Source organism: Delftia sp. NA_296.1 (assembly GCF_052692095.1).
In genome coordinates, this window is the sequence record NZ_JBQZGF010000014.1 from 78,497 (window position 1) to 103,938 (window position 25,442).

Here is a 25,442-nt window from a genome sequence, read left to right on the forward strand (position 1 = left end):
GATCAGGCGATCCCTACACCGAGATACCGGTCCTTGATGGCGTCATCGGCCAGGAAAGCGGCATTGCCTGCCTCGTGCGCAATCGCACCCTGTTCGATGATGTAGTGGCGGTCGGCCAGCTGGGTGCAGACCTCCAGGTTCTGCTCCACCAGCAAGATCGCCACGCCAGCGGCCTTGATGGTCTTGAGCTGGGCCACGATCTCCTCCACGATCACGGGCGCCAGGCCCTCGACGGGCTCGTCCAGCATGAGCAGGCGCGGCGCGTTCATCAGGGCGCGGCCTATGGCCAGCATCTGCTGCTCGCCGCCCGACAGCTGCCCGCCGCCGTTGCCGCGCCGCTCCTTGAGGCGCGGGAAGATGCGGTAGATGTCGGCCAGCTGCCAGGGGGAGCGTTTGCGCTGGCCCAGCAGCAGGTTCTCCTCCACCGTGAGCAGCTTGAAGATGCCGCGGTGCTCTGGCACCAGGCAGATGCCGCGCTGGGCCACCTGGTGCGTGGCCAGCCGGTGCACGGGCTCGCCGCCGAAGCGGATCTGCCCCTGCGAGGGCTGCATCACCCCCGCGATGGACTTGAGCGTGGTGGTCTTGCCCGCGCCGTTGCGGCCCAGCAGCGTGACCAGCTCGCCGTCCTGCACCTGCAGCGACACGCCCTGCAGCACATGGCTCTTGCCGTAGTGGGCGTGTATGCCCTCGACCGAAAGCAGGGGACCGCTCATGCCTTTCCTCCCGTGATCATGTTGCCCAGATAGGCGCTGCGCACGCGCTCGTCGGCGCGGATCTCGTGGGGCAGTCCTTCGGCCAGCACGCGGCCTTGCTGCATGACGGTGATGGTGTCGGAGATGTCCATGACGATGTTCATGTTGTGCTCGATGAGGACCACGGTGTGCTCGTCCCTGAGGCCCTGGATCAGGCGCTTCATCTCGTCCAGGTCGTCGATGCCCATGCCCGAGGTCGGCTCGTCCAGGAAGATGGCCTTGGGCCGTGCGGCCAGGGCCATGCCCACCTCCAGCCGCCGCTGCTGGCCGTGCGAGAGGTTGCCGGCCGGCGTGTCCGCATGGCGCTCCAGGCCCAGGCGCGACAGCACGCTGGCCACGGTATCGGCCAGGGCGCGAGCACCCACGGGCGCGTTCCAGCAGTCCAACGCCCTGGCGGGGGCCACGCCCTGTGCGGCCAGGCGCAGGTTCTCGCGCACGGGCAGGGTCAGGAACAGGCTGGTGACCTGAAAGGACCGTGCCATGCCACGGCGCACGCGTCGGTGGTCGGGCTCGCGCGTCACGTCGTGGCCGTCGAAGACGATGCGCCCGCCGCTCACGCTCTTGGTGCCCGTGAGCATGTGGAACAGCGTGGTCTTGCCCGCGCCGTTGGGGCCGATCACCGAGTGCACGGTGTGGGCGCGGACCTTGAGGTCCACGCCGCCCAGGGCGACGAACTTGTCATAGCGTTTCTCGACGCCCACGGCTTCGAGCAGGATGGGAGATGCTGCGGCGCTCATGCCTGGCCTCCTTTGGTTTCTGCAGCGGCCGTCTCGGCATCTGCCGGCCCTTTGCGGCGCACCAGGGCCCACAGGCTCTCGCCCAGGCCCCACAGGCCGCGCTGCAGGCCCAGGCTCACGATCATCAGCACCACGCCCAGCAGCAGCAGCCAGCGCGGCCACAGGGTGGACAGCCAGTCGCCCAGCAGCACATAGAAGGCCGCGCCCAGCACCGAGGCCAGCAGGTTGCCCGTGCCGCCGATCACGGTCATCACCAGGATCATTTCGCTGGTGTGGTACTCGGCGTTGGACAGCGGGGCGATGCCCGTCATCATGGCGTGCAGCGCGCCGGCCAGGCCCGTCACGGCGCCCGAGATCACGAAGGCCTGCAGCTTCAGCAGCCTCAGGTCGTAGCCCACGGCGGCGGCGCGCTCCTCGTTGTCGCGCACGGCCAGCAGGGTGCGGCCGAACATGGAGTCGCAGACGCGGCGCAGCAGCCAGAACACCACCAGAAAGAGCACGGCCACAAAGCCGTAGTACTGCCAGGGCGTGGCCAGCGGCCACAGCGTCTGGCCGGCCACCGCGAGGGCGGGGCGGGGCACATCGAGCAGGCCGTTGTCGCCGCCGGTGATGTCCGTGGCCGAGTAGGCCAGAAAATAGAACATCTGCGCAAACGCCAGGGTCAGCATCACGAAATAGGTGCCGCGCTGGCGTATGGCCACCCAGCCGACGATGGCCGCGCCCACGGCGCCCATGGCCGTGGCGGCCAGCAGGGCCAGCGGCATGGGCAGCGGCCAGCGCGTCAGCAGCAGGGCGATGGTGTAGCTGCCCAGCCCGAAGAAGATGCCCTGGCCGAAGGACAGCAGCCCCGTGTAGCCCAGCAGCAGATTGCAGCCCATGGCCGCGAGGCCGAAGATCAGCACCTCGCTGGCCAGCGAGCCCGACTGCATGCACAGCGGCATGGCGACCACGATGGCCAGCGCGAGAAGGAGATGGGAATGCCTGGTCATGGTCTTCATCCTTTGCGGCCCAGCAGGCCATGGGGTCGCAGCAGCAGCACCGCGGCCATGGCCACGTAGATCATCAGGCGCGCGCCCTCGGGCCACAGCGTGCTCATCACGCTTTGCACGATGCCGATCAGCAGGCCGCCGACCAGGGCGCCGCCGAAGCTGCCCAGCCCGCCCACGACCACGATCACGAAGGCCACGCCCAGCGCCTCCACGCCCATGAAGGGCTCGGCGCCGCGTATGGGCGCGGCCAGCACGCCGGCCAGCGCCGCCGTGGCCGCGCCCAGCGCGAACACCAGGCTGAAGATGCGCAGCACGTTCACGCCCAGCAGGGACACCATCTCGGTCGATTCGCTGCCCGCGCGCACCGCGCTGCCCAGCCGCGTGCCCTCCAGCAGCCACCACAGCAGCACGGCCAGCACGGCGGTGAAGCCGATCACGAACAGCCGGTACTTGGGATAGACGAAGCTGCCCCACATCACCACGCCCTGCAGCAGATCGGGCACGGCCACGCTGTCGCCCAGCGGGCCCCATTGCACGATCACCAGCTCCTGCACCACCAGGGCCAGGCCCACGGTGACGATGATGTGGAACTCATGCGCCTTGGCATACACATGGCGCAGCATGAGCTTTTCCACCAGCCAGCCCAGCGCGCCCACGGCCAGCGGCACCACGACCAGGGACAGCCAGAAACTCATGCCCCAGCGCGTCATCTGGTAGCAGAAATAGGCGCCCAGCAGGTAGAAGGCACCGTGCGCGAAATTCACGAAACGCAGCAGGCCGAAAACGATGGACAGGCCCACGGCCAACAGGAAATACAGCATGCCTATGCCGATCCCGTTGATGGTCTGAAGCAGATAGATGCTCATACAGGGTCCGAAACGATGGACGAAGAAAGCGAAGTGCCCGGTGGCTCTGAAGCACGCCGGTCATGGTGCTGTGCCTTTGAACTGGCATGGCCCAACCCAGGGACACCAAGCAAGGGCCGCCCCGCAGCGAAGGTGTCGTCCCCCTCCGCCGCGAAGCGGGTAGAGAGGGGGAAGCGGCGCAGCCGCTCAGGGGGAGCCTTTCATCTCAAATCAGCTTGCAGCCGGTCTGGTCTACGGGCAGGAAGGACTTGCCGGAGCTGACCACATCCACGTAGTCGTCCTTGTTCTTCATCTTGGACTTGGCCTTGCCCTTGAGCAGGTAGTAGCTCTTGAGCACCTGGTGGTCGGCCTTGCGCACTTCTTCCTCGCCCGTCAGGCCCTGGTACTTCATGCCTTCCAGCGCGGCGACCACGGCCTTGGGGTCGGCCGTGCCGGCCTTGATGATGGCGTCGATCATCAGCTTGGTGCAGATGTAGTGGCCGGCCAGGCTGTAGTTGGGATTGGCCTTGAACTTGTCGTTGCAGCGCTGCACCAGATCGCGGTTGAGCGGCGTGTCCACCGTGTGCCAGTACTGGGCGCCGAAGTACACGCCGTCGCACAGGTCGGCGCCCAGCGATTCGAACTGCTCCAGCCCCGAGGCCCAGGCGATCAGGATGGTCATGTTCTTGTTCATGCCGAAGCTGATGGCCTGGCGCAGCGTGTCCGAGGACTGGGCGCCGAAGTTCAGCAGCAGCAGCACGTCGGGCTTGGCGGCCACGGCATTGGTCAGGTAGCCGCTGAACTCCTTTTCGGTCAGCGAGTGGTAGCTGTTGCCCACATGCTCGATGCCCTTTTCCTTGAAGATGTTCTTGGCCGCCGTCAGCAGGCCGTCGCCGAACACGTACTGCGGCGTGATGGTGTACCAGCGCTTGGCCTTGGGCAGGGATTCGACCAGCGGGCGCACGGTCTGCTCGATGGCGCCGAAGGTGGGTGCCGACCAGCGGAAGGTGGCGCTGTTGCAGTCCTTGCCCGTGATCTCGTCGGCGCCTGCGGTGGTGATGAAGATGCCGCCGGTCTTCTCGGCCTCCTTGCCCATGGCCAGCGCCTCCGACGACAGGATGCCGCCTGCGAAGAAGCGCGTGCCCTGCTGCTGCGAAGACTCCTGCAGCTTGCGCACGGCCGTGGCGGGCTTGCCCTCGGTGTCCAGCACGGTGTAGGCCAGCGGGCGGCCCAGCGCCTTGCCGTACTGCTCGATGGCCAGCTTCATGCCCAGGTCCGCATACTTTCCGTTGGCCGCGAAGGCGCCCGACATGGGCACGGGGCAGGCGAACTGGATGCTGTCCTTGGACTGCGCCCAGACGCTGCGGCCCAGGCCCAGCGATGCGGGCAATGCGCCCAGTGCCGAGAGTTGCAGGAGGTGACGACGTTGCATGGGATCTCCGTGATGGGGACTGAAGGCGCTGCGGCCCGGGTACGCTTTTCAGAGCAAGTTGCATGCCAGTCGAAATGGGTGCGTGCAGGCTCCTTGATTCATATTTATAGTGATAAATAGAAGAAATAGGGCGCGTGCTAACCCTAGGCGGGCACGGCCACGCGCCATGGCGGTGCATACTGCACCAAACCCGCATGCAGACTGGGCGCGGACACGATCCGGTGCCCTTCCGGAGAACACAACAATGGATACACCCAAGTCGCCCTCCCTGGCCATCCGGCAGCTCAAGCGCCCGGATCTCGTGGCCCAGGAGATCAAGCGCCTGATCACCGAAAAGAACCTTAGCCCCGGCGACCGCCTGCCGCGCGAAAGCGAGCTGCAGGCACAGTTCCAGGTCAGCAAGGGCACGATCCGCGAGGCCCTCAAATCGCTGGAAGTGCAGGGGCTGATCACCATCTCCACCGGCCCTTCGGGCGGTGGCACGGTCGTCGAGGTGCCGCTGGACCGCACGCTGCAGTTCATGCAGAACTACCTGTTCTTCCAGGAGGTGACCATCGACGACATCTACACGGTGCGCCAGATGCTGGAGCCCGAGCTGGCGGCAGGCGCCGTGCCCCATCTGACCGAGGCGGATTTCGACGCGCTGGAGCACAGCATCGCCTGCTGCGACCCCACGCAAAGCAGCGAGGACCTGGTGAGCCAGCGGCGCGAGGACGTGAACTTCCACGACATCCTTGCAGCGGCCAATCCCAACCCCTTCCTGCGCTTCACCTGCGAGCTCATCAACGAGATGATTCGCCAGCTCATCGTCTTCGCCAACCGCACGCCCCAGTCCGAGCACCGGCGCTTTGGCGAGGCCAATGCCCGGATCCACCGCGACATCGTGCAGGCCGCACGCGAACGCGATGCCGTGAAGGTGCATGCGCTGATGCAGCAGCACATGCGGGATGCAGCCAGCAGCGTCAAGCGCATGAAGGGCCGCATCCAGGGGCGGCTCATCCTGGATGCCGACAGCCTGCGCAGCCCGCGTCCGCAACGCGCCGTGCAGCCGGTGGAAAAGCCTGCGATGGCAGTGCCGAGGACTGCACCAAAAAAGGCACCGAAACCGGCAGCAAAAGCAGCGCCAACAACAACGGCAAGGCCGGCCGCAAAGACCGCCGCAAAAGCCGTCGCGAAGACCACCGCAAAGGCGGCTCCGAAGGCGCCCGCCAAGCCACTGTCGGCGCGTCCCGCCGCCGCACGCAAGCGCGCGGCCTCTTGAACTGTCCCGCGCCGGTCATTGCCGGCCCAGGCCACGCGTTTCGCGCCGCCCGCTGCTGGTATGCTGCCGCGCGCTCGGCCTTCACGCATTCCACCCCCTCACGAGACAACAGCATGAGACAAACCCCTTTCGCATCTTCCCGTACCCCTGCCCTGTGGCGCGCCCTGGCCGGCGGCCTGGCGCTGGCGGCCACGCTGGCGGCGCCCCTCGCCCATGCCCAGGGCGCAGGCAGCTATCCGTCCAAGACCATTCGCCTGGTCGTGCCCTTTGCGCCTGGCGGCTCCACCGACATCCTGGGCCGCCTGCTGGCGCAAAAGATGGGCGAGAGCATGCACACCACGGTGGTGGTGGACAACAAGCCCGGCGCCAACGGCACCATCGGCTGCGACCTGGTGGCCAAGGCGCCGGCCGACGGCTACACCGTGGTGCTGGGCGATGTGGGCTGCATGGCCATGGCCAAGGGCCTGTACACCAAGCTGCCCTATGACCCGCTGCGCGACTTCGCGCCCATCAGCCTGGTGGCACGCAGCCCGCTGGTGCTCACCGTGGGCGCGCAAAGCCCGTTCCACTCGCTCAAGGAGCTGACGGCGGCGGCCCAGGCCCAGCCCGGCAAGCTCAACTACCCCTCGTCGGGCACGGGCGGCCCCAACCATCTGGGCGCCGAGCTGTATGCCATGCAGGCCAAGGTCAAGATCGGCCACGTGCCCTACAAGGGCAGTGCGCCTTCGGTGGTCTCGCTGGCCGCCGGCGAGACCGACTTCGGCTTTCTCACGGCCGTGACGATTGCCGCGCAGCTCAAGGCCGGCAAGGTGCGCGCCCTGGCCGTGGCCCACAACGAGCGTCTGCAGTCCATGCCCGACGTGCCCACCATGTCCGAGGCCGGCCTCAAGGACTTCACGGCCGATGCCTGGTTCCTCGCGGCCGTGCCCGCAGGCACGCCCAAGCCCATCGTGGACAGGCTCTACGCCGAGATCGCCAAGGCCCTGCCCGCGCCCGAGGTCAAGGAAAAGCTGGACGCCATGGGCGTGCTGCCCTCGGGCCTCAAGCCCGATGCCTCGGCCCAGTTCCTGCGCGTGGAAGTGGACAAGTGGCGCGATGTGATCAAGAACGCGGGCATCACGCTGGACTGATTTCGCAGCCTTGCCATTGCCATGTAAAAAGCCCCTGCGGCCTCACGGCCCAGGGGCTTTTCTCATGTGCCGGAGATGCTCAGTTCGTTTCCGTCAGGGCATCGCCCAGGGCGCTGACCAGCCGCTCGATCTCGGCCTTCTCGCTGATGAAGGGCGGCGCGATCTGGATGGTGTCGCCGCCGTAGCGCACGTAAAAGCCCTTGTCCCAGCACTTCATGGCGATCTCGTAGGGACGGCGGGCCGGCTCGCCGGGCAGCGACTCGATGGTGAAGCCCGCAGCCAAGCCGAAGTTGCGGATGTCGGCCACATGCTTTGCTCCCTTGAGGCTGTGCACGGCCTGCTCGAAGAACGGGGCCAGCGCGCGCACGCGGCCCGGGCCGTCCTCGCGCTGCAGCAGGTCCAGCGCGGCCACGCCTGCTGCGCAGGCAATGGGGTGGGCCGAGTAGGTATAGCCGTGCGGGAACTCCAGCATGTACTCGGGGCCGCCGGCCGCCATGAAGGTGTCGTAGATCTCCTTGCTGGCCACCACGGCGCCCAGGGGCTGGGCGCCATTGGTCACCTGCTTGGCGATGTTCATGATGTCGGGCGTGACGCCGAAGGCCTCGGCCCCCGTCATGGCGCCGCAGCGGCCAAAGCCCGTGATGACCTCGTCGAAGATCAGCAGGATGTTGTTCTGCGTGCAGATCTCGCGCAGGCGCTGCAGGTAGCCGGCCGGCGGAATCACCACGCCGGCCGAGCCCGAGAAGGGCTCGACGATGACGGCCGCGATGTTGCTGGCGTCATGCAGGGCGATCAGGTCCAGCAGCCTGTCGGCCAGCGCGCGGCCATCGGTGGTGGGCATGCCTTTGTGGAAGGACCCCAGCGCTGGCTGCGTGTGCGGCAGGTGGTCGGCCTCCACGCCCTGGCCGAAGGTCTTGCGGTTGCCCACCATGCCGCCGACGGAGATGCCGCCGAAGTTCACGCCGTGGTAGCCCTTCTCGCGCCCGATCAGCCGGGTCTTGCCACCCTGGCCCTTGGCGCGCCAGTAGGCGCGCGCCATCTTCAGCGCCGTGTCGGCCGCCTCCGAGCCCGAGCCCGTGAAGAACACATGGTCCAGGCCTGCAGGCGTCAGCTCCTTGATCTTGTTGGCCAGCGCGAACGAGGCCGGGTGGCCGAACTGGAAGGCCGGCGCATAGTCCAGCTGCTGGGCCGCGCGGCCGATGGCTTCGGCGATCTCGCGGCGGCCATGGCCCAGGCCCGAGCACCACAGGCCCGACAGGCCGTCGAAGATCTTGCGGCCGTCGGCATCGGTGTAGTAGGCGCCCTGGGCGCTGGTGATCATGCGCGGGCGCGCCTTGAACTCGCGGTTGCCGGTGAAGGGCATCCAGTGGGCGTCAAGCCAGGCGGCATCGGTGCGCGTGGCGGCTGCAGTGCCTTGTTCGGTGGGAACCAGGGTCATGGTGATCTCCTCGGGCCGGGAAAGAAAAAAAGGAACCGGCCCATTGTGATCGTGCCTTTTGATTTCTCGAAGTGCGTGATATCGAGGTTCACTTGCGGATTCCTGCAAGTGAGCAGGGGCTTGCCGGTCCGGGCCCGGAGAGCGCGCATTGTGGGAATCCATGGCCGTCTCCGCCCTGGTGCTCGCCTATAGTGGCTCCCCTGTAGTGGTGGCCGGTTCAGGCGGGCACCGGGAGGCGAAGGGCGATGGCGGATTTTTCGATGGACAGCACCCCAGGCCGCCCGGCGCGGGACGGGCGCGCGCGCGCCGCGCTGGGCCAGCTGGGCGACATGGACCTGCGCCTGCTGCGCGTGTTCAAGGCCGTGGTCGAGTGCGGCGGCATGTCGGCTGCCGAGCTGGAGCTGAACATCGGCAGCTCCACGCTGAGCCGCCATATGAAGGACCTGGAGGAGCGCCTGGGCCTGACGCTGTGCCGGCGCGGGCGCGCGGGCTTCGCGCTCACGCCCGAAGGCCACCGCATCTATGAGGCCACCTTGCAACTGCTCGGTGGCGTGGAAGGCTTCCTGGGCCAGGTGGACGACATCCATGGCCGGCTGGCTGGCACGCTGGACGTGGCGCTGTTCGACAAGACCGTGGGCAATCCGCAGTCGCGCATTCCCGAGGCGATCGGCGTTTTGCACGACCAGGCGCCGCAGCTGCATCTGCGTCTGCATGTGGCCTCCATCCAGGCCATCGAGCGGGGGCTGATGGAGGGGCGCTGGCAGGTGGGCGTGCTGCCATCGGCACCCAGTTCGGGCGCGCTGGACAGCGCCCGGCTGTTTGGCGAGCGCATGCAGCTGTACTGCGCCCCCGGCCATCCGCTGCATGGCGCCGACCATGGCGCTCTGGACTGGGACAGCCTGGGTGCGCATGCCTTCGCAGGCCTGGGCTACCAGTCGCCCAACATGGCGCTCAGCCACCAGGCCGGCCTGCAGCGCCAGGCCACGGGTTTTGACCAGGAGGCCATTGCCATGCTGGTGCGATCGGGCCGCTACCTGGGCTTTCTGCCCGATCACTATGCACAGGCCATGCAGGACCAGGGCCTGCTGCAGGCCGTGGCACCGCACCGCTTTTTCTATCTGTGCGATTTCTTCGCGGTCTGGCGCAATGCCGTGGCCCCTGGGCGTGCAGCCCGGGTCTTCATTGACGCGCTACTGGCCGTGCACCATGGATGAACGGGTTCATCACAGCCTTGGAAAGAGGAAATTCACAGGTTTGATATCAGGATGTGCACAGGTTTTTACACAGCTTGTGCTCAGGTTTTTGCAGCGTATGCGCTTGACAATGTTTGGCATTGTGGCCGGGGCCAGGGCTTCAGTCCGCCCCGATTGCGCCGACATGCATGCATGGATTCCGTGTCGGCCCTGGGCCGTACGAGCAGCGCCTTGATACCAACGATTTCGCATTTCCCGGGTTCTTGCCACCATGCGCCGCCATGTCCACCTCTCTTGCCGCCACGGCAGGGCCGGGTTTCAGCCCGTGCCGCCATCGACCATCCTGGCCAGGGTCTCGGCCAGCCATTTCCCGAATGAGTCTGCGCCAAGGGGCTGCATGGGTGTCGGCATGGGCATGGGCATAGGCATGTTCATCTCCGCGCTCCCGGCAGGCTCAGGCTGCAGCCGTGGGCGGCGCCATCGCGGCGGCGGCATCGGCACGGCGGCGCAGGCCCCGTTCCCAGAGCTTTTCATGGAAGAAGAAGGCCACGGCCTGGACAGTGGGCTCCAGCAGGCTGAGCGTCAGCGCGGCCCAGAGGTTGCGGGTCACGGCATAGGCCACGGCCGCCGCCACCGTGACGTGGATGACGTAGTAGCTGGCGGTTTTCATCAGCGTGTGGCGGTGGTGGTGCAAGGTCTGGCGGATGCAGGTCATGGGGCTTTCCTCGGGGCTTTTCTCGTGATGAGACTCCATGCTAGGTGTGGTCAATAGCTGCGGCCAATCGAAAATGATTATCAAAGACATGAAGACTATCGATGGCGGGCAGGCAGGTGCCGTGGCCCTGTGCCATTCAGGGGGGGCGCCATGAATTGGGACGAGATCTTCGTGCTCGGATGGGCACCCCATCCGCAGTGGTTCCAGTGGCTGCATCCGGGCCTGGTGGCGCTGTCGGTGGGGGTGGCCGTGGCCACGTCGATGATGGCCATGCAGATCGCGGGGCTGGCGCGCAATGCCGCCTCGCCCCGGATACGCCGCACCGGCGTGCTGACCGGCGCCTTCTGCCTGGGCGCCGGCATCTGGGCCATGCACTTCATCGGCATGCTCGCCTTTGTGCCCTGCACCTTCGGCGACTACGACCCCTGGATCACCGCGCTGTCCATGCTGCCCAGCATGCTGGCGTCCTGGCTGGCGCTGACGCTGATGGTGCGGCCCCGGCTGTCCGCCCAGGCGCTGGTCGGCGGCGGCGTGCTCATGGGGCTGGGCATTGGCTCCATGCACTACATCGGCATGGCGGCGGCCCAGACCTGGAGCCTGATGCTCTACGACCCCTGGGGCGTGCTGCTGTCGGTGATCGTGGCCGCCACCATGGCCATGCTGTCGCTGTGGGTGCGCTTTCGGCTGGGCAACACGGGCCGCCTGTGGCCCACGCTGGTGGCCGGCATAGTCATGGGCATGGCCATTTCCTGCATGCACTATGCGGGCCTGTACGCACTGCGCCTCAAGCCCGGTATCGATGCGCTGGCGCAGCAGGAGGCGCCCACGCATGCGCTGCTGGTGTTCTCCATCGTGGGCGTGGTGGTGCTGATCTTCGGCCTGGTGCTCGCGGTCAACATGACGCTGCGCTACCGCCAGATCTACCGGCAGGTCCAGCGCAGCGAGTCGCGCCTGCGCGCCGTGGTGGATACGGCGGTGGACGGCATCGTGATGATCGACGGGCGCGGCAGCATCGTCTCGTTCAACGGCGCGGCCGAGCGGCTGCTGGGCTGGACGGCGCAGGAGGTGCTGGGCCGCAGCGCCAGCCTGCTCATGCCTGCGTCGGGCTGCGATGGTGAGGGCGGCTCGCTGGAAAAGCAGCTGGCCGCGGGCTTTGCAGGCCTGCTCGGCTCCAGCCGCGATGTCCATGCCCTGCACAAGGACGGCACGCAGATCGCCGTGCGCCTGGCCGTGGGCCGGGTGGCGATTGCGGGCGATCCGCTGTTCGTGGGCTTTGTGACCGACATCCGCGAGCGCCGCCAGATGCTGCAGTCGCTGCGCCGCAGCGAGGAGCAGTACCGCACCCTGATCAACAACGTGCCCGGCACCACCTTCCGCTGCCTGTACGACGGCAAGTGGACGCCGCTGCTGCTCAGCCGCTCCATCAAGGAGCTGACCGGCTGGACGGAGCAGGACTTCACGGACGGACTCACGGGCTGGGACCGGCTCATCCATGCCGAGGACCGCGACCGGCTGGAGGCTGCGGTCTCGCATTCGCTGTCACGGCGCCAGACCTACAACGCCGACTACCGCCTGCTGCACCGCGACGGCAGCACCCGCTGGGTGTCCGAGACCGGGCGCGGCGTCTTCAACGAGCACGACGAGCTGACCTGGATCGACGGCGTGATCATGGACCAGACGGCGGCGCGCGCGCGCAATGCCGAGTTCGAGGGCACGGTGCGCGCCATCGACCTGTCGCTGGCCACCATCGAGTACGACCTGCTGGGCCAAGTGCTGCGCGCCAACCGCAATTTCCTGGACCTGTTCGGCTACCGGCTCGACGAGGTCGCGGGCCGCCACCACGGCATGTTCTGCGAGCCCGGCTATGCCCACACGCCCGAGCATGTGCAGTTCTGGCGCCGCCTGGCCGAGGGCGAATTCCAGGCCGGCGAATTCCTGCGCTGCGGGCGCGAGGGGCGGCGCATCTGGGTGCAGGCCACCTACAACCCCATACGCGACGCCGACGGCCGGCCCTACAAGATCGTCAAGCTGCTCACCGACATCAGTGCCCAGCGCAAGCTGGCCCAGGAGCTGGTGCTGGCCAAGGAGCATGCCGAGGCGGCCGCCGCCGCGCGCAGCACCTTCCTGGCCAACATGAGCCACGAAATCCGCACGCCCATGAACGCCATCATCGGCTTCACCGAGGCGCTGCGCGAAACCGCCCTGCAGCCCACGCAGGCGCGCTACCTGGACACGGTGCACTACGCGGCGCGCTCCATGCTGCGCCTGCTCAATGACATCCTGGACACGGCCAAGCTCGACAAGGGCGCGGTGGAGCTGGAGATCGAGGATTTCTCGGTGCGCGAGCTGTGCCAGCAGATCCTGGCGTCGCTGCGCATCACGGCCGACCGCAAGGGCCTGGACCTGCGCCTGGACTACGACCCGCACACACCGGCGGCCCTGCGCGGCGACGGCATGCGCGTGCAGCAGATCCTGGTGAACCTGCTGGGCAATGCCGTGAAGTTCACCGAGCGTGGCCATGTGCTGCTGCGCGTGCGCTACGAGCAGGGCGTGCTGCAGCTCGATGTGCATGACACGGGCATCGGCATCGCGCCCGAGAAGATCCACCGCATCTTCGACCCCTTCGCCCAGGCCGATGCCTCGACCACGCGGCGCTTTGGCGGCACGGGCCTGGGCACGACCATCTCGCGCCAGCTGGCCGAGCTCATGGGCGGCAGCATCCAGCTGCACAGCACGGTGGGCGTGGGCACGGTGTTCGAGGTGCGCCTGCCCCTGCCGGTCGGCGAGAGCCCGCTGTCCGAGCGCGGCGCGGCCAGCCGCGGCCTGCCGCCGCTGCACATCCTGGCCGTGGACGATGTGCCCGAGAACCTGGAGCTGCTGCAGATCAACTTCTCCAGCCAGAACCACCAGATGGCGCTGGCGCATGACGGCGCCGAGGCGCTGCGCTGCGTGCAGGCACAGGAGCCGCCCTTCGACGTGGTGCTGATGGACCTGCAGATGCCGGGCATGGACGGCCTGGCGGCGGCGCGCGCCATCCGCGTCTGGGAGCGGCAACTGCAGCGCCGGCCCGTGCCCATCGTCGCGCTGTCGGCCAGCGTGCTGGAGAAGGACCGTAGCGACGCCAGCGCCGCCGGCATGGACGGCTTTGCCTCCAAACCGCTGGACATGGCGCGGCTGCAGGCCGAGATCGCGCGGCTGCTGTCGCTGCAGGTGGCACTCAAGGAGGCCAGGCCGCCTGCGCCCGCCAGTGCCCAGGCGGGGCTGCCCGATGTCACGGTGGACTGGGCCTCGGGCATTGCGCTGTGGGGCCGGGTCGATCCGCTGGTGGCCGCCATTCGGCGCTTTCTGAATGAGCAGCTTGACCTGGCCGATCGCCTGCGCCGTGCCCTGCAGCGCCCGGGGACCGAAGCCCTGGTGGGCCTGGCGCACCGCGTGCGCGGCGCGGCAGGCAACCTGGGGCTGCAGGCCGTGTACCGCCTGGCATCGCGCCTGGAAGGCCATGCGCAGGATGGCGCCCCGCAGCCCCAGCTGCTTGCCCTCATCGACCAGTTGCAGCAGGCGCTGGATGCCGTGACGCAGGAGCTGCGCCAGCGCCATCCGGCCGCCATGCCGGTGGCCGAGGTCGCGGGCCAGGCGCTGCCCGGCGGCACGGCACCGGCGCCGCCCGTGGCCGATGCCGGGCCGCAGGGCGGCGCGTCCTGCCTGCCGGCCGATGCCCGGCCCTGGCTGGAGCGCATCGTTGCCGCATTGCAAAGCGGGGAGCTGGACGGGCAGGCCATGCAGGCCCTGGTGCGCATGCTGACGGCCGAACAGCTGCAACCACTGCAGCAGGCACTGGATAATTTCGACTTCGAGCGTGCGCAGGAATGCGCCCAGCAGCTGCAGCAGCAACTGCCCTCGATCGATGGAGACAGAGCATGAATGCGCCCAATCTACTGGCAACGGACAAGCGCCCGCGCCTGCTGCTGGTCGATGACGACCCGACCAACCTGCATGTGCTGCGCCAGATCCTGGGCGAGGACTACCGGCTCTCGTTCGCCACGGACGGGCGCAAGGCACTGCAGCTGGCACAGCACCAGCCGGACCTGATCCTGCTGGACATCATGATGCCCGAGCTCGATGGCTACGCCGTGTGCCGCCAGCTCAAGGCACATGCCGACACCGCCCGCATCCCGGTGATCTTCATCACGGCCCTGTCGGACGGGCAGGACGAGGCGCTGGGCTTTGCCTCCGGCGCGGTGGACTACATCGTCAAGCCCGTGCGTGCGCCTGTGGTGCGCGCGCGGGTGCGCAACCACCTGTCGCTGGTCAAGCTCGACGAGTTGCGCAGCACCCGCCTGCAGATCGTGCAGCGCCTGGGCCGCGCGGCCGAGTACCGCGACAACGAAACCGGCATGCACGTGATCCGCATGAGCCACTACGCAAAGACGTTGGCGCTGGCGGCGGGCTGCACGGACGAGTGGGCGGACGACCTGCTCAACGCCGCGCCCATGCACGACGTGGGCAAGATCGGCATCCCCGACGCCATCCTGCTCAAGAACGGCCCGCTGACGGCCGAGGAATGGACGGTCATGCGCCGTCATCCGCAGATCGGCGCCGAGATCATTGGCGAGCACGACTCCCAGGTGCTGCAGATGGCCTACAGCATTGCGCTGACCCATCACGAGAAATGGGACGGCACGGGCTACCCGCAGGGCCTGGCGGGCGAGTACATTCCGCTGGCCTCGCGCATCGTGGCCGTGGCCGACGTGTTCGACGCGCTCACCACGGAGCGCCCCTACAAGCACGCCTGGACCGTGGACGACGCCATGGAGCACATAGAGCAGCAGGCCGGCGCCCATTTCGACCCGCGCCTGGTGCCGCTGTTCATCGGCCTGCGCCCGCAGCTGGAAGACATACGCGAGCGCTGGAAGGATTGACTGCACCGGCAGCACCGATTCCGGCAGGGCATGCTGGGGCATGGGCCATCGCTTACCCTGGCGGGCCTGCCATCGCCGCTCAAATGACCTGTCCATGTCTTCTCCCCCGCCCCTCGCTGGCCGCTTCCATGTCCGTGCACTGACCGCTGCCGACCTGTCCGATCTGCTGCACATCCAGCTGGCCTGCTATGGCGCGGACTATGCCGAGAGCGGCGAGGTCTTTGCGCGGCGCCTGGCCAGCGCGGCGAACTGCTCGCTGGCGCTGGAGCAGGGCGGCCGGGTGCGCGCCTATCTCGCGGCCTACCGCAGCCTCATGGCCAAGATCACGCCGCTGCACGGTGACTTCGAAGCCGTGGAGCAGGCCGACACCCTCTACCTGCACGACATGGCCGTGCACCCCGAGGCTGCAGGCCAGGGCCTGGCCCGTGCGCTGCTGGCGCCGCTGTGGGAGCGGGCGCGCGCCGAAGGCCTGCGCCACACGGCCCTGGTCTCGGTGCAGGGCTCACGCGGCTACTGGGAGCGCCATGGCTATGCCGTGCAGGCGCTGGCGAACCCGCTGCAGCAGCAGCGCCTGGACAGCTATGGCGACGGTGCGCTGTACATGGTCCGGCCGCTGTAGGGCGCGGTGTCGCGCGGGTGGCCGGCAGGGCGTGTTGAGGGGGTTTTGGCCGGGGACGTGGCGGCCGCCTCTGGTCATAATGCGCGCCATGCCCGATCGCTGGAAACCCAATGTCACTGTGGCGGCCATCATTGAGCGCGATGGCCGTTTTCTGCTGGTGGAAGAAGACACGGCCGATGGCGTGCGCTACAACACGCCCGCAGGCCATCTCGACCCGGCCGAGTCGCCCATCGCCGCCTGCGTGCGCGAGGTCGATGAGGAAACCGCGCACGACTTCGTGCCCACGGCCCTGGTCGGCATTTACCTGAACCGCTTCGTGCGCACGCGCACGGGTTCGGACATCACTTATCTGCGCTTTGCATTCACGGGCGAGCTGGGCGACTTCCGGCCCGGCCAGCCGCTGGACGACGGCATTCTGCGCACGGTCTGGATGACGCTGGACGAACTCAAGGCCTGCGCAGCCCAGCACCGCAGCCCGCTGGTGATGCAAAGCATCGAGGACTACCTGGCCGGCCGCCGCTATCCGCTGGAGCTGATCCATACCGATCCCAGCGTGATGCAGGCTCCGCAGCCCCACTGAGTCACCAAGGCACCGAGCACCATGCCGGCCCTGTCTGTCACAAAACGCCACGCTCCCGCGTCTTGATGGCATGCAGACCTCCTCCGCCCCTGACGATCCCCTGGCGCTGTTCGAGCGCCACCGCCCGCGCCTGTTCGGCCTGGCCTACCGGATGCTGGGCCAGCGCGCCGATGCCGAAGACCTGGTCCAGGAAGCCTGGCTGCGCTGGCATGGCGCCGAGCGCGCCGGCATAGAGCAGCCCGAGGCCTGGCTGGTCTCCGTGACCACGCGCCTGGCCATAGACCGGCTGCGCCGCCTGCGCGCCGAGCGCGAGCACTACCAGGGCTTCTGGCTGCCCGAGCCCCTGGTCCAGCCCTGGGCCGAGGAGGCCGCGCCCTCGGCCGAAGACCTGCTGGAGCGTGCCCACGACGTGTCCACGGCCCTGATGTTCGTGCTGGAGCAGCTCACCCCCGACGAACGTGCGGCCTTCCTGCTGCGCGAGATCTTCGATGCCGACTATGCCGAGGTGGCCCAGGCCCTGGGCCGCAGCGAGGCTGCCTGCCGCCAGCTCGTGCACCGCGCCCGCAGCCATGTGCAGGCCGGCCGCCCGCGCTTTGCGGCGCCGCCCGAGGCCCATGCCGCGCTGCTGCAGCGCTTTGCGCAGGCCGTGCAGGGCGGGAACTTCGCGCAGATCCAGGCGCTGTTCGCGCCCGATGCCGAGCTCATCAGCGACGGCGGCGGCAAGGTGCCCTCGTTCGGCCGCGTGCTGGAGACGGGCCGGCGCCTGGCCCTGCTGTACTTCGCCACCACGCGCCGCATGCGGCGCAACGGCCAGCGCCAGACCCTGCACCTGGCGCGCGTCAACGGCCTGCCGGGCCTGCTGCGCTGCATCGACGGCGAACTGGAGTCCGTGCAGACGCTGCTGGTCGAGGACGGCCTGATCCGCTGCATCTACACGCTGCGCAACCCCGACAAGCTGGCCGGCGTGGCCGTGCCGGCGCCACTGCCGTTCCCGGCAGGCCCTGCAGCGTAGTCAGAGGGTCAGATGAACTGAAGATCGCGGGGCGTGACGCCCTCGAACACGCGCTGCAGCTGGGCCGGGCTCAATCCATACATGCGCTGGAACAGGCCGCCCAGCACGGCGCGGTACTCGTTGAGCACGGGATGGTCGCGGTTCTGGAACAGGTTTTTCTGGTTGACCTCGACCTGCTCGCCCACGATGCGCCCGCCCGCGCGCGAGGACAGCCCGCCGCCCAGCAGCCAGTAGGTCGTGCCGTGGCCGTGGTCCGTGCCCTTGTTGCCGTTCTCGCGGAAGGTGCGGCCGAACTCGCTGATCACCACCACCACCGTATGCCGCCAGGCCTCGGGGCCGATCTCCTGGGCAAAGCCGGCCAGGCCCCGGCCCAGCTCGTCCAGCCGCCCGGCCAGCGCGCCCGTGGCGCCGCCCTGGGCCACGTGCGTGTCCCAGCCGCCCACATCGACGAAGCCCAGGTCGAAGCGCTCGCGCATCAGGGCCGCCATGCGCTGCGCCACTAGGGCAAAGCCGCGTGCGCTGATGGCATTGCGCCCGGCCTGGTCCATTTCCTCCTGCACGCTGCGCTGCACGGCATCACGCACCGCAAAGCCCTCCTGCACGGCCGGGCCCAGGGCAGTGCCCGCATACATGGCGGCAATGGCCTGGCTGCGTCTATCGTCCAGGCCGCCCTTGCCCACGGATGCCAGCGCCATGTTGGCGGCCGGCAGGCTGCCGCGCAGCAGCAGCGGAAGCTGGGGCGTGAAGGCCATGGGCGATACCGCCGTGCGGCCATCCTGTCCCAGCACCTGGGCCAGCCGGTTCAGAAAGCCCGACTGGTAGCTGCGGCGCCCGTCCAGGCCCTGGCCCAGCTCGATGGAGTCCTGCGTCTCGAAATGGCTGCGCGACAGGTCGTGCGTGCCCGCAAAGGGCACAAAGCAGGCCTGGCCTGCCTGGAACAGCGGGTGGATGCTGTCCTGCAGCACCGGGTGCAGGCCCCAGCGGTCGTCCAGCGCCAGGGCGCCCCGGGCCTCGCCGGGCCGGGCAATGGCGATGCTGGGGCGGGCCTCGTAGTAGAAGTCGCTGTGCGTGGGCACGAGCAGATTGCTGCTGTCATAGGCGCCGCGCAGAAACACCAGCAGCAGGCGCGGCGTGGCTGGCTGGGGCGTGGCGGCCTGCAGCCGGCCCAGGTGGGCGGCAAAGGGCAGGGTGGAGGCCAGGGACAGAAAGTGGCGTCGCTGCATGGACAGTCTCCCCGGGGGTCAGCGGAACATCATTTCGGGGGCGGACAGGAAGTAGGTATTCCAGTCCGCCGGATTGCGGGCCTGGGCCAGTGCCGCCTGAGTGGCCTGGCTCCACTGCGGCAGGCGCTGGCGCACGCTGGCCAATTCCGACAGCGTGGGGTAGGGCGGCTTCTCCAGCGCGTCTGCGGGGTCGGTGCGGAACAGCACGGCGCTGCGCGTGGCGATCTGGCGCGCCACCTCGAAGCGCGCCGCCATCTGGCCCGAGCTGGCCCAGTCGGACTGCATCTGCGGATAGCCGTCCGGCGTCTCATGCGCATAGAGGTTCTGCCCCAGCCGGTTGACCCAGCCCAGCACCGGCGCCACGTCGGCCGCCACGCGCTGGTCCACCGACAGCCGCGTGGCGGCCAGCACGTAGTGCAGCGGATCGCGGAACTTGCGGCCGAAGCGGGCAGCCTCGGGATCGGCCAGCAGCGCCGCCACGGTGGCCGCGATATCGCCCCGGCTGCGCGTGAAGGCCTGGGCCGTGCGCTGCACCAGGGCGGGCGGCGGATCGTCGGCAATGAAGAACACCGCCAGCTTGCGCGCGATGAACTGCGCCGTGGTCGGCGAGGCGACGATGCGGTCCAGCGCCTCCTGGACCTCGGCCATGCCGCGTGCGTGCATGGGCTGGCCCAGGAAGGTCTTGGGGCCGTAGTCGTGCCGGTTGGGGTTGAACTCGAAAAAGCCCGAGCGCAGGTAGTCGCCCTGGCGCTCGGGGCGCATGCGCGGCGGCGGCGGCGTGCCGGCCGGCTGCAGGCTGATGCCCACGCCGGTCAGGATGCGCGCCATCTCCTGCACATCGGCCTGGGTGTAGCCGCTGCCCACGCCCATGGTGTGCAGCTCCAGCAGTTCGCGCGCGTAGTTCTCGTTGATGCGGCCTGCCGCATTGCTGGCGTTGTCCAGGTAGCGCAGCATGGCCGGGTGGCGCAGCGAGGCTTCCAGCAGGCTGCGAAAGCTGCCCAGCGCATGCGGGCGTATGGCCTGCTCCTCGTAGTCGCCCACCCAGGCGCGGATATCGGCCTTGCGCAGGCTGACGCTGAAATGGTTCATCCAGAACCAGGTCATCTGCTCCTGCAACTGCGCCGGCGAGTACAGCGCGCGGATCACGAAGCGCTTCTGGGCATCGTTGCCCAACTGGTTCAGCGTGCGCTGGTAGGTCTGCTGCAGCGTGGCCTTTTCATCGGCCGATGCCGCCTCCTGCACGGCCTTGCGCTGGGTCTCCAGTTCCAGCAGCACCTCGTTCATGGGGCGCTGGCTGATGCCCAGCTGGTCAATCCGCTGCTGCGCCTGCGGCGGCAGCGGCCGGGGGCCGGGCTGCAACTGCCGGGCCAGCCAGGCCTTCAGGCCCAGGCGCTGCAGCTGTCCATCCTCGCTGTCGGTGGCGCCCCAGGTCACGCGGTCCAGCCATTGCTGGCGCTGCGCTGCGGTGAGCGGTGCCTCGGCCACTCCCTGCAGCGCGGCCGCTGCGGACGGCGGCGGGGCCTGCAAGGACGCACAGCCTGTGGCTAGGACGATGGCGGAGAAAGTGAGAGCGATGGCGAACGGCGAAGTGCGGCGCATGGTGTCTCGGTGGGTAGGGGGCATCCATTGGACGCCAGCATCCTCCACCCATGTGCTTCGCCCTGTAAAGCGCCGGTAGCAAAAAGTAAAAGGCAAAAAAAAGCGGAGTGTGAAGCACTCCGCTTTTTCTGAGGGACCCGGCCTTACTTGCTTGCCCGGCTTGCGCACTCCGCGCAGTGTCCGTACAGGGCCATCGAGTGGTCCTGGATCACCCAGCCCTTGGCCTTGGCGATCAGGTTCTGGCGCTTTTCGATATCGGGATCGTAGAACTCCTCGACCTTGCCGCAGCTGGTGCACACGAAGTGGTCGTGGTGCTGGCCTTCATTGAGTTCGTAGACGGCCTTGCCGCTCTCGAAATTGCTGCGGATGAGGATGCCGGCCTGCTCGAACTGCGTGAGCACGCGGTAGACCGTGGCCAGGCCGATGTCCGAGCGTTCGTCCAGCAGCACGCGGAACACGTCTTCGGCCGTCATGTGGCGTTGCGCACCCGTCTGGAAGATCTCCAGGATCTTCAGGCGGGGAAGCGTGGCCTTCAGGCCGGTACTCTTGAGTTCGTCGATGTTCTTCATGTCTGGGTCTTTGGCAGAGACTGCCCGCTGGACTGCCACCATGGCAGGCGCGGGGCGGCGAACAAAATGGCCCTGGTGCCAGGGGCGTCGCATGATCGCAAGCCCTAGGGACCAGCCGCTACAATGATCCACGATCATATCCCTATGCTGATACCAATGCATGTTCAAGCCCGTTGCCGCACGAGTGCGGCCCTGATGCTGTCGATCGGGGTGGCGCTGGCAGGCTGCAGCAGCCTCGATGGCGCCGCGCACCGAGTCGCCAATGTCGTCACTCCCTACAAGGTCGAGGTCGTCCAAGGCAACTTCGTCTCCCGTGAACAGGTCGAGGCCCTGCAGCCCGGAATGAGCCGCCAGCAGGTGCGCGACATTCTCGGCACGCCGCTGGTCACCAGCGTATTCCACGCCGACCGCTGGGAATATGTGTTCACCATCAAGCGCCCCGGCGTCGATTCTCAGGTGCGCAAGCTGACCGTCTTCTTCAACGGCGACCTGTTTGCCCGCTCCGAAGGCGACGAGATGCCCACCGAGGCCGAATTCGTCGCCAGCCTGGGCTCCAAGAAGAAGCTGGGCAAGATTCCTCAGCTGGAAGCCAGCGAGGAGCAGCTGTCCAAGTTCCCGGCCGCCAAGCCTGTGGAAGAGCCCGTGGCCGCCGATCCGCCGCCCACAGCGGCCAGCTACCCGCCACTGGAATCCGGCGCCCGTTGATATCGCCGCCCGCGCGCCGCAAGGCATGCGGGCGTTTTTCCGTGGATGGCGGCCGCTGCAGCGCCTGTCTGGCGCCGCTTTTGCCTGCTGTCCATGCATTGAGCTTGTGCATCCCTTTCCCGACATGAACGCCACGACCGCCACTTCCTCCAGCAACAACCAGCGCCTGCGTGTGGCCGTGGCCGGCGCCTCCGGCCGCATGGGCCGCATGCTGATCGAGGCCATCGCGCAAAGCGATGACCTTGCGCTGGCCGCCGCGCTGGACCGCGCCGACAGCCCTTCGCTGGGCACCGACCCCTCGGCCTTCCTGGGCCAGCCCAGCGGCATCGCCATCGAAAGCGATGTGCGTGCCGCGCTTTCCAAGGCCGATTGCCTGATCGACTTCACGCGCCCCGAAGGCACGATGGACCACCTGGCCATCTGCGCCGAGCTGGGCGTCAAGCTGGTCATCGGCACCACGGGCTTCAGCGACGAGCAAAAGACCCGCATCGCCGAGTACGCCCAGCGCACGGCCGTGGTGCTGTCGCCCAACATGAGCGTGGGCGTGAACGTCACCTTCAAGCTGCTGGAGATGGCGGCCAAGGCGCTGTCCAGCGGCTATGACATCGAAATCGTCGAGGCCCACCACCGCCACAAGGTCGATGCCCCCTCGGGCACGGCCCTCAAGATGGGCGAGGTCATCGCCGAAGCCCAGGGCACGAAGCTGGCCGACCGCGCCGTCTACGAGCGCTTCGGCCACACCGGCGCGCGCGAGGACAACACCATCGGCTTTGTCACCGTGCGCGGCGGCGACATCATCGGCGACCACACGGTGCTGTTCGCGGGCACGGGCGAGCGCATCGAGATCTCGCACAAGTCCAGCAGCCGTGCCGGCTATGCCCAGGGCAGCCTGCGGGCGGCGCGCTTCCTGGCAGGCAAGGCAACGGGCCAGTACGACATGAACGATGTCCTGGGTCTGTGATGGCACAGACCCTGGGCCGTAGCGCCGCGTACCTCTCTTTGGCCATACGGGCGAGATAAAGACCATGACCGGCCCACTCTGGCTCTGGTGGCAGCAAGGCGACACCGTGGCGCGCGGCACGGCGCTGCTGCTGCTGGCGCTGTCGGTGGCCAGCTGGGTGGTCATCGTCTGGAAGATCTGGTTCATGGCCGCCAGCCGCCGCCGCGTTCCACAGGCCATTGCGGCCTTCTGGAGTGCGCCGGACCTGGCCACGGGCCAGGCCCGCATGGCCGAGGGCGATCGCCAGCAACTGGTGGCGTCCATGGCCGGGGCCGTGTCCCAGGCCCTCGCGCCCACGGGCAGCAGCGGCATGGCGCTCTCGGGGCGCGCAGCGCGCTCCGTGCGCCTCACGCGCGGCCTGCGCCAGGCGCTGCAGTCGGCCAGCCACCAGCTTCAATGGGGCCAGACCCTGCTGGCCACCGTGGGCGCCACGGCGCCCTTCGTCGGCCTGCTGGGCACCGTCTGGGGCATTCACCACGCGCTGGCCACGCTGGCCGGCAGCGGACAGATCGGCATCGAGCAACTGGCCGGCCCTGTGGGCGAGGCCCTGGTGATGACGGCAGCCGGCCTGGCCGTGGCCCTGCCGGCCGTGCTGGCCTATAACCTGCTGGGCCGCGCCGCCGCCCAGATGGAAGCCCTGCTCGAAGGCTTTGCCCATGACCTGCAGGCCATGTTCGGCCTGGAGCAGCCGGGGCAGGCGCAGCAGGATGACGGCATGCCCGTCGCCGGCCTGCCGGCCGGCCCCATGGAAGCGCCCTGACCGGGCGGCCAGGCAGGAGCGCACATGGCCTTCGGACGACTGAGCGGCAAGGAGAGCGCCCCCCAGCCCATGCACGCCATCAACGTCACCCCGCTGGTGGACGTGATGCTGGTGCTGGTGGTCATCTTCATTCTTGCGGCGCCCATGCTGGCCGCCTCCCTGCGCGTGCAATTGCCCCAGGCCCAGGGCACCCAGCCCATGGCGGCGGCGGGCGAGGACGATGCGCTGCTGCTGGAGGTCGATGCGCAGGGCGCGCTCTGGGTGCAGGGCCAGCCCACCACGCCCGAGGCGCTGCGCGAGCGCCTGGCCCGGCTTGGCGCCCGCAATCCCCAGGCCGAGTTGCAATTGCGTGCCGACCAGGCCGTGCCCTATGGCCGCGTGGCCGAGCTCATGGGCTGGGCCCACGCGGCGGGCCTGACGCGCATGGGCTTCGTGGCAGAGCCTGCGCGAAGCCAGCAGGGCCGGTCCGCCGCCGTCCTGGGCCCCTCCGGCGCCGGGCGCTGAAACGCCTCCGGGCCTGCGCCCGCGAACCTATTCCTGCCCTTCGGGCCAGCGCTCGCTGCCCGCCAGCCGCAGATGCTGGCCATGGTCCGAGGAACGCTGGTACAGGCTGAGCCCGAACAGCGGCAGCATGCCGATCAGGTGGTCGAAGATCGCGCCCTGTATGGCCTCGTACTCCACCCAGACCGTGGTGCTGGTGTAGCAAAACAGCTCCAGCGGCACCCCCATGGGCGAAGGCTCCATGGTGCGCACCAGCAAAAACATGTTCGGCGTCTTGTGGATGTGCGGATGGCGCAGCAGGTAGGCGTATGCATAGGCCTTGAAAACGGCCAGATTGCTGAGTTGCTGCGCGGCCATCTCGCTGCCTGCAGGCGCGTCGGCCATGCGCAGGTCGCCGCTGCGGGTCCAATGGTCCTTCAGGGGCTCCAGCAGCGCCAGTTTCTGCCGCTGCTCGGGCGTCAGCAGGCGGATGGTGTGGGCGTCTATGTGCAGCGAGCGGCGGATGCGGCGCCCGCCCGACTCGAACATGCCGCGCCAGTTCTTGTAGCTGTCGCTCATCAGCCGCCAGGTGGGAATGGTGGTGATGGTCTTGTCCCAGTTTTGCACCTTCACCGTGTGCAGCGCGATGTCGATCACGAAGCCATCGGCGCCGACCTGGGGCATCTCTATCCAGTCGCCCACGCGCAGCATGTCGTTGGAGCCCAGCTGCACGCCGGCCACGAAGGACATGATGGTGTCCTTGAAGATCAGCATCAGCACGGCCGAGGCCGCGCCCAGGCCCGACAGCAGCAACAGCGGCGAGCGGTCCACCAGGGTGGCGACGATGAGCACGATGGCGATCAGGAACACCAGCAGCTTGCCCAGCTGCACATAGCTCTTGATCGAGTGGGCCTGCGTGGCCTTGCGCTCTTCCTTGAGCTCGTGCGCCTCGTTCATGGCGTTGAGCAGGGCGCTGATCACGCGGGCCACGTGGTAGATGGTGCAGGCGATGGCCAGGTTCAGGATCAGCGTGGCCCACTGCGGCTGCAGCTGCGGTATGGCCTGCACGCCCGACTGCATGACCAGCGAAGGCACGGCCTTGGCCAGCCGCTGCAGCACGCTGTCGTGCAGCAGCACCTGCGCCCATTCCATCTCCACCAGCGTGCTGCGCATGCGCGGAAGCACGCGCAGCAGCAGCCATTGCACGACAAACCCCGCCGAGCGGGCCAGCAGCACCAGCGCACACAGCGCGGCCAGGGCCTGCATGACGGGATCCCAGCCGGAAATCAAAGACCAGTTCAGCAAGAAAAACTCCAGGGCGTTGCAGTGCCGGCCTGCCTGCGGCCGGCACCATGAGGCCGCGCGCAGTGGCGGCATGCCCGGGAGATGCGCATCGGTTCCTGCGCAAGCCCGGGCTGGCGATGGAGGAACGCCTGCGGCATGGCGCCGCAGAGCTGGCAAGCATACGCAGTGCGGCTTTTCCC

At 68.2% G+C, this 25,442-nt stretch carries 23 protein-coding genes; 12 read left to right on the forward strand and 11 right to left on the reverse strand.

What is annotated here, in order from left to right:
• Window positions 1-2 precede the first annotated feature (2 nt).
• The 5 genes from ACUTR7_RS26885 to ACUTR7_RS26905 form a co-directional block, all read right to left on the reverse strand.
• Entirely contained in the window at window positions 3-713 is a 711-nt protein-coding gene (locus ACUTR7_RS26885; RefSeq protein WP_013804788.1) for an ABC transporter ATP-binding protein, read from the reverse strand.
• Window positions 710-1,489 carry an ABC transporter ATP-binding protein gene (locus tag ACUTR7_RS26890; RefSeq protein ID WP_012207823.1) on the reverse strand — a complete coding sequence of 260 codons (780 nt, stop codon included), beginning with the start codon at window positions 1,487-1,489 and terminating at the stop codon, window positions 710-712. Before ACUTR7_RS26890 ends, ACUTR7_RS26885 begins: the two co-directional genes overlap by 4 nt.
• On the reverse strand, window positions 1,486-2,478 hold the full coding sequence (locus ACUTR7_RS26895; protein ID WP_013804787.1) for a branched-chain amino acid ABC transporter permease: 993 nt from the start codon (window positions 2,476-2,478) through the stop codon (window positions 1,486-1,488). The genes ACUTR7_RS26890 and ACUTR7_RS26895 overlap by 4 nt, the downstream gene beginning before the upstream one ends.
• A 5-nt stretch (window positions 2,479-2,483) precedes the next feature.
• A complete protein-coding gene (locus ACUTR7_RS26900; protein ID WP_012207821.1) occupies window positions 2,484-3,344 on the reverse strand; it encodes a branched-chain amino acid ABC transporter permease in 861 nt (286 codons plus the stop codon).
• A gap of 205 nt (window positions 3,345-3,549) precedes the next feature.
• On the reverse strand, window positions 3,550-4,755 hold the full coding sequence (locus ACUTR7_RS26905; RefSeq protein ID WP_445610223.1) for an ABC transporter substrate-binding protein: 1,206 nt from the start codon (window positions 4,753-4,755) through the stop codon (window positions 3,550-3,552).
• Window positions 4,756-4,999: 244 nt separating this feature from the next.
• On the opposite strand from ACUTR7_RS26905, the gene ACUTR7_RS26910 reads away from it, so the two are divergent.
• Window positions 5,000-6,016 carry a FadR/GntR family transcriptional regulator gene (locus tag ACUTR7_RS26910; RefSeq protein WP_013804785.1) on the forward strand — a complete coding sequence of 339 codons (1,017 nt, stop codon included), beginning with the start codon at window positions 5,000-5,002 and terminating at the stop codon, window positions 6,014-6,016.
• 113 nt (window positions 6,017-6,129) lie between these two features.
• Window positions 6,130-7,146 carry a Bug family tripartite tricarboxylate transporter substrate binding protein gene (locus ACUTR7_RS26915; protein ID WP_013804784.1) on the forward strand — a complete coding sequence of 339 codons (1,017 nt, stop codon included), beginning with the start codon at window positions 6,130-6,132 and terminating at the stop codon, window positions 7,144-7,146.
• Window positions 7,147-7,225: 79 nt separating this feature from the next.
• Here ACUTR7_RS26915 and ACUTR7_RS26920 read toward each other — a convergent pair whose 3' ends face one another.
• Window positions 7,226-8,584, reverse strand: coding sequence for an aspartate aminotransferase family protein (locus ACUTR7_RS26920; protein ID WP_088166383.1), 1,359 nt, complete (start codon window positions 8,582-8,584; stop codon window positions 7,226-7,228).
• 245 nt (window positions 8,585-8,829) lie between these two features.
• On the opposite strand from ACUTR7_RS26920, the gene ACUTR7_RS26925 reads away from it, so the two are divergent.
• Window positions 8,830-9,798 carry a LysR family transcriptional regulator gene (locus ACUTR7_RS26925; RefSeq protein ID WP_445610224.1) on the forward strand — a complete coding sequence of 323 codons (969 nt, stop codon included), beginning with the start codon at window positions 8,830-8,832 and terminating at the stop codon, window positions 9,796-9,798.
• 433 nt (window positions 9,799-10,231) lie between these two features.
• Here ACUTR7_RS26925 and ACUTR7_RS26930 read toward each other — a convergent pair whose 3' ends face one another.
• Window positions 10,232-10,492: a DUF2061 domain-containing protein gene (locus ACUTR7_RS26930; protein WP_445610225.1), complete on the reverse strand. Its 261-nt coding sequence runs from the start codon at window positions 10,490-10,492 to the stop codon at window positions 10,232-10,234.
• Between the two features lie 150 nt (window positions 10,493-10,642).
• On the opposite strand from ACUTR7_RS26930, the gene ACUTR7_RS26935 reads away from it, so the two are divergent.
• From ACUTR7_RS26935 to sigJ, 5 genes are all read left to right on the forward strand, one after another.
• Entirely contained in the window at window positions 10,643-14,413 is a 3,771-nt protein-coding gene (locus ACUTR7_RS26935; protein WP_445610226.1) for a PAS domain S-box protein, read from the forward strand.
• Window positions 14,410-15,411 carry a response regulator gene (locus ACUTR7_RS26940; protein WP_445610227.1) on the forward strand — a complete coding sequence of 334 codons (1,002 nt, stop codon included), beginning with the start codon at window positions 14,410-14,412 and terminating at the stop codon, window positions 15,409-15,411. Before ACUTR7_RS26935 ends, ACUTR7_RS26940 begins: the two co-directional genes overlap by 4 nt.
• A 94-nt stretch (window positions 15,412-15,505) precedes the next feature.
• Entirely contained in the window at window positions 15,506-16,030 is a 525-nt protein-coding gene (locus ACUTR7_RS26945; RefSeq protein WP_202757612.1) for a GNAT family N-acetyltransferase, read from the forward strand.
• 79 nt (window positions 16,031-16,109) lie between these two features.
• Window positions 16,110-16,610, forward strand: a complete 501-nt coding sequence (locus ACUTR7_RS26950) for an NUDIX hydrolase (protein WP_012207810.1) — start codon at window positions 16,110-16,112, stop codon at window positions 16,608-16,610.
• A gap of 70 nt (window positions 16,611-16,680) precedes the next feature.
• Window positions 16,681-17,622, forward strand: coding sequence for an RNA polymerase sigma factor SigJ (gene sigJ / locus ACUTR7_RS26955; RefSeq protein WP_445610228.1), 942 nt, complete (start codon window positions 16,681-16,683; stop codon window positions 17,620-17,622).
• Between the two features lie 8 nt (window positions 17,623-17,630).
• On the opposite strand, the gene ACUTR7_RS26960 is transcribed toward sigJ, so the two are convergent.
• From ACUTR7_RS26960 to fur, 3 genes are all read right to left on the reverse strand, one after another.
• The gene (locus ACUTR7_RS26960; RefSeq protein WP_445610229.1) at window positions 17,631-18,845 is read right to left on the reverse strand and encodes a DUF1501 domain-containing protein; all 1,215 of its coding nucleotides are present in this window, start codon (window positions 18,843-18,845) and stop codon (window positions 17,631-17,633) included.
• 18 nt (window positions 18,846-18,863) lie between these two features.
• Window positions 18,864-20,444 carry a DUF1800 domain-containing protein gene (locus ACUTR7_RS26965; protein ID WP_445610230.1) on the reverse strand — a complete coding sequence of 527 codons (1,581 nt, stop codon included), beginning with the start codon at window positions 20,442-20,444 and terminating at the stop codon, window positions 18,864-18,866.
• 143 nt (window positions 20,445-20,587) lie between these two features.
• Entirely contained in the window at window positions 20,588-21,013 is a 426-nt protein-coding gene (fur, locus tag ACUTR7_RS26970; protein ID WP_034397437.1) for a ferric iron uptake transcriptional regulator, read from the reverse strand.
• Between the two features lie 156 nt (window positions 21,014-21,169).
• On the opposite strand from fur, the gene ACUTR7_RS26975 reads away from it, so the two are divergent.
• The 4 genes from ACUTR7_RS26975 to ACUTR7_RS26990 all read left to right on the forward strand — a co-directional run bounded on the left by ACUTR7_RS26975 (window position 21,170) and on the right by ACUTR7_RS26990 (window position 23,982).
• A complete protein-coding gene (locus ACUTR7_RS26975) occupies window positions 21,170-21,718 on the forward strand; it encodes an outer membrane protein assembly factor BamE (protein WP_216295415.1) in 549 nt (182 codons plus the stop codon).
• 124 nt (window positions 21,719-21,842) lie between these two features.
• Window positions 21,843-22,679, forward strand: coding sequence for a 4-hydroxy-tetrahydrodipicolinate reductase (dapB, locus tag ACUTR7_RS26980; protein WP_445610231.1), 837 nt, complete (start codon window positions 21,843-21,845; stop codon window positions 22,677-22,679).
• Window positions 22,680-22,743: 64 nt separating this feature from the next.
• Complete coding sequence (locus ACUTR7_RS26985; protein WP_445610232.1) at window positions 22,744-23,478, forward strand: MotA/TolQ/ExbB proton channel family protein; 735 nt, start codon at window positions 22,744-22,746, stop codon at window positions 23,476-23,478.
• Window positions 23,479-23,502: 24 nt separating this feature from the next.
• Window positions 23,503-23,982: an ExbD/TolR family protein gene (locus tag ACUTR7_RS26990; protein ID WP_071953996.1), complete on the forward strand. Its 480-nt coding sequence runs from the start codon at window positions 23,503-23,505 to the stop codon at window positions 23,980-23,982.
• Between the two features lie 27 nt (window positions 23,983-24,009).
• Here ACUTR7_RS26990 and ACUTR7_RS26995 read toward each other — a convergent pair whose 3' ends face one another.
• Complete coding sequence (locus tag ACUTR7_RS26995) at window positions 24,010-25,224, reverse strand: mechanosensitive ion channel family protein (protein WP_043783749.1); 1,215 nt, start codon at window positions 25,222-25,224, stop codon at window positions 24,010-24,012.
• Window positions 25,225-25,442: the final 218 nt, after the last annotated feature.

Bases quoted from the DNA above. Each gene is read 5' to 3' on its own strand.
- ACUTR7_RS26885 (WP_013804788.1), bottom strand. From the start codon at position 713: ATGAGCGGTCCCCTGCTTTCGGTCGAGGGCATACACGCCCACTACGGC.
- ACUTR7_RS26890 (WP_012207823.1), bottom strand. From the start codon at position 1,489: ATGAGCGCCGCAGCATCTCCCATCCTGCTCGAAGCCGTGGGCGTCGAG.
- ACUTR7_RS26895 (WP_013804787.1), bottom strand. From the start codon at position 2,478: ATGACCAGGCATTCCCATCTCCTTCTCGCGCTGGCCATCGTGGTCGCC.
- ACUTR7_RS26900 (WP_012207821.1), bottom strand. From the start codon at position 3,344: ATGAGCATCTATCTGCTTCAGACCATCAACGGGATCGGCATAGGCATG.
- ACUTR7_RS26905 (WP_445610223.1), bottom strand. From the start codon at position 4,755: ATGCAACGTCGTCACCTCCTGCAACTCTCGGCACTGGGCGCATTGCCC.
- ACUTR7_RS26910 (WP_013804785.1), top strand. From the start codon at position 5,000: ATGGATACACCCAAGTCGCCCTCCCTGGCCATCCGGCAGCTCAAGCGC.
- ACUTR7_RS26915 (WP_013804784.1), top strand. From the start codon at position 6,130: ATGAGACAAACCCCTTTCGCATCTTCCCGTACCCCTGCCCTGTGGCGC.
- ACUTR7_RS26920 (WP_088166383.1), bottom strand. From the start codon at position 8,584: ATGACCCTGGTTCCCACCGAACAAGGCACTGCAGCCGCCACGCGCACC.
- ACUTR7_RS26925 (WP_445610224.1), top strand. From the start codon at position 8,830: ATGGCGGATTTTTCGATGGACAGCACCCCAGGCCGCCCGGCGCGGGAC.
- ACUTR7_RS26930 (WP_445610225.1), bottom strand. From the start codon at position 10,492: ATGACCTGCATCCGCCAGACCTTGCACCACCACCGCCACACGCTGATG.
- ACUTR7_RS26935 (WP_445610226.1), top strand. From the start codon at position 10,643: ATGAATTGGGACGAGATCTTCGTGCTCGGATGGGCACCCCATCCGCAG.
- ACUTR7_RS26940 (WP_445610227.1), top strand. From the start codon at position 14,410: ATGAATGCGCCCAATCTACTGGCAACGGACAAGCGCCCGCGCCTGCTG.
- ACUTR7_RS26945 (WP_202757612.1), top strand. From the start codon at position 15,506: ATGTCTTCTCCCCCGCCCCTCGCTGGCCGCTTCCATGTCCGTGCACTG.
- ACUTR7_RS26950 (WP_012207810.1), top strand. From the start codon at position 16,110: ATGCGCGCCATGCCCGATCGCTGGAAACCCAATGTCACTGTGGCGGCC.
- sigJ (WP_445610228.1), top strand. From the start codon at position 16,681: ATGCAGACCTCCTCCGCCCCTGACGATCCCCTGGCGCTGTTCGAGCGC.
- ACUTR7_RS26960 (WP_445610229.1), bottom strand. From the start codon at position 18,845: ATGCAGCGACGCCACTTTCTGTCCCTGGCCTCCACCCTGCCCTTTGCC.
- ACUTR7_RS26965 (WP_445610230.1), bottom strand. From the start codon at position 20,444: ATGCGCCGCACTTCGCCGTTCGCCATCGCTCTCACTTTCTCCGCCATC.
- fur (WP_034397437.1), bottom strand. From the start codon at position 21,013: ATGAAGAACATCGACGAACTCAAGAGTACCGGCCTGAAGGCCACGCTT.
- ACUTR7_RS26975 (WP_216295415.1), top strand. From the start codon at position 21,170: ATGCATGTTCAAGCCCGTTGCCGCACGAGTGCGGCCCTGATGCTGTCG.
- dapB (WP_445610231.1), top strand. From the start codon at position 21,843: ATGAACGCCACGACCGCCACTTCCTCCAGCAACAACCAGCGCCTGCGT.
- ACUTR7_RS26985 (WP_445610232.1), top strand. From the start codon at position 22,744: ATGACCGGCCCACTCTGGCTCTGGTGGCAGCAAGGCGACACCGTGGCG.
- ACUTR7_RS26990 (WP_071953996.1), top strand. From the start codon at position 23,503: ATGGCCTTCGGACGACTGAGCGGCAAGGAGAGCGCCCCCCAGCCCATG.
- ACUTR7_RS26995 (WP_043783749.1), bottom strand. From the start codon at position 25,224: ATGCAGGCCCTGGCCGCGCTGTGTGCGCTGGTGCTGCTGGCCCGCTCG.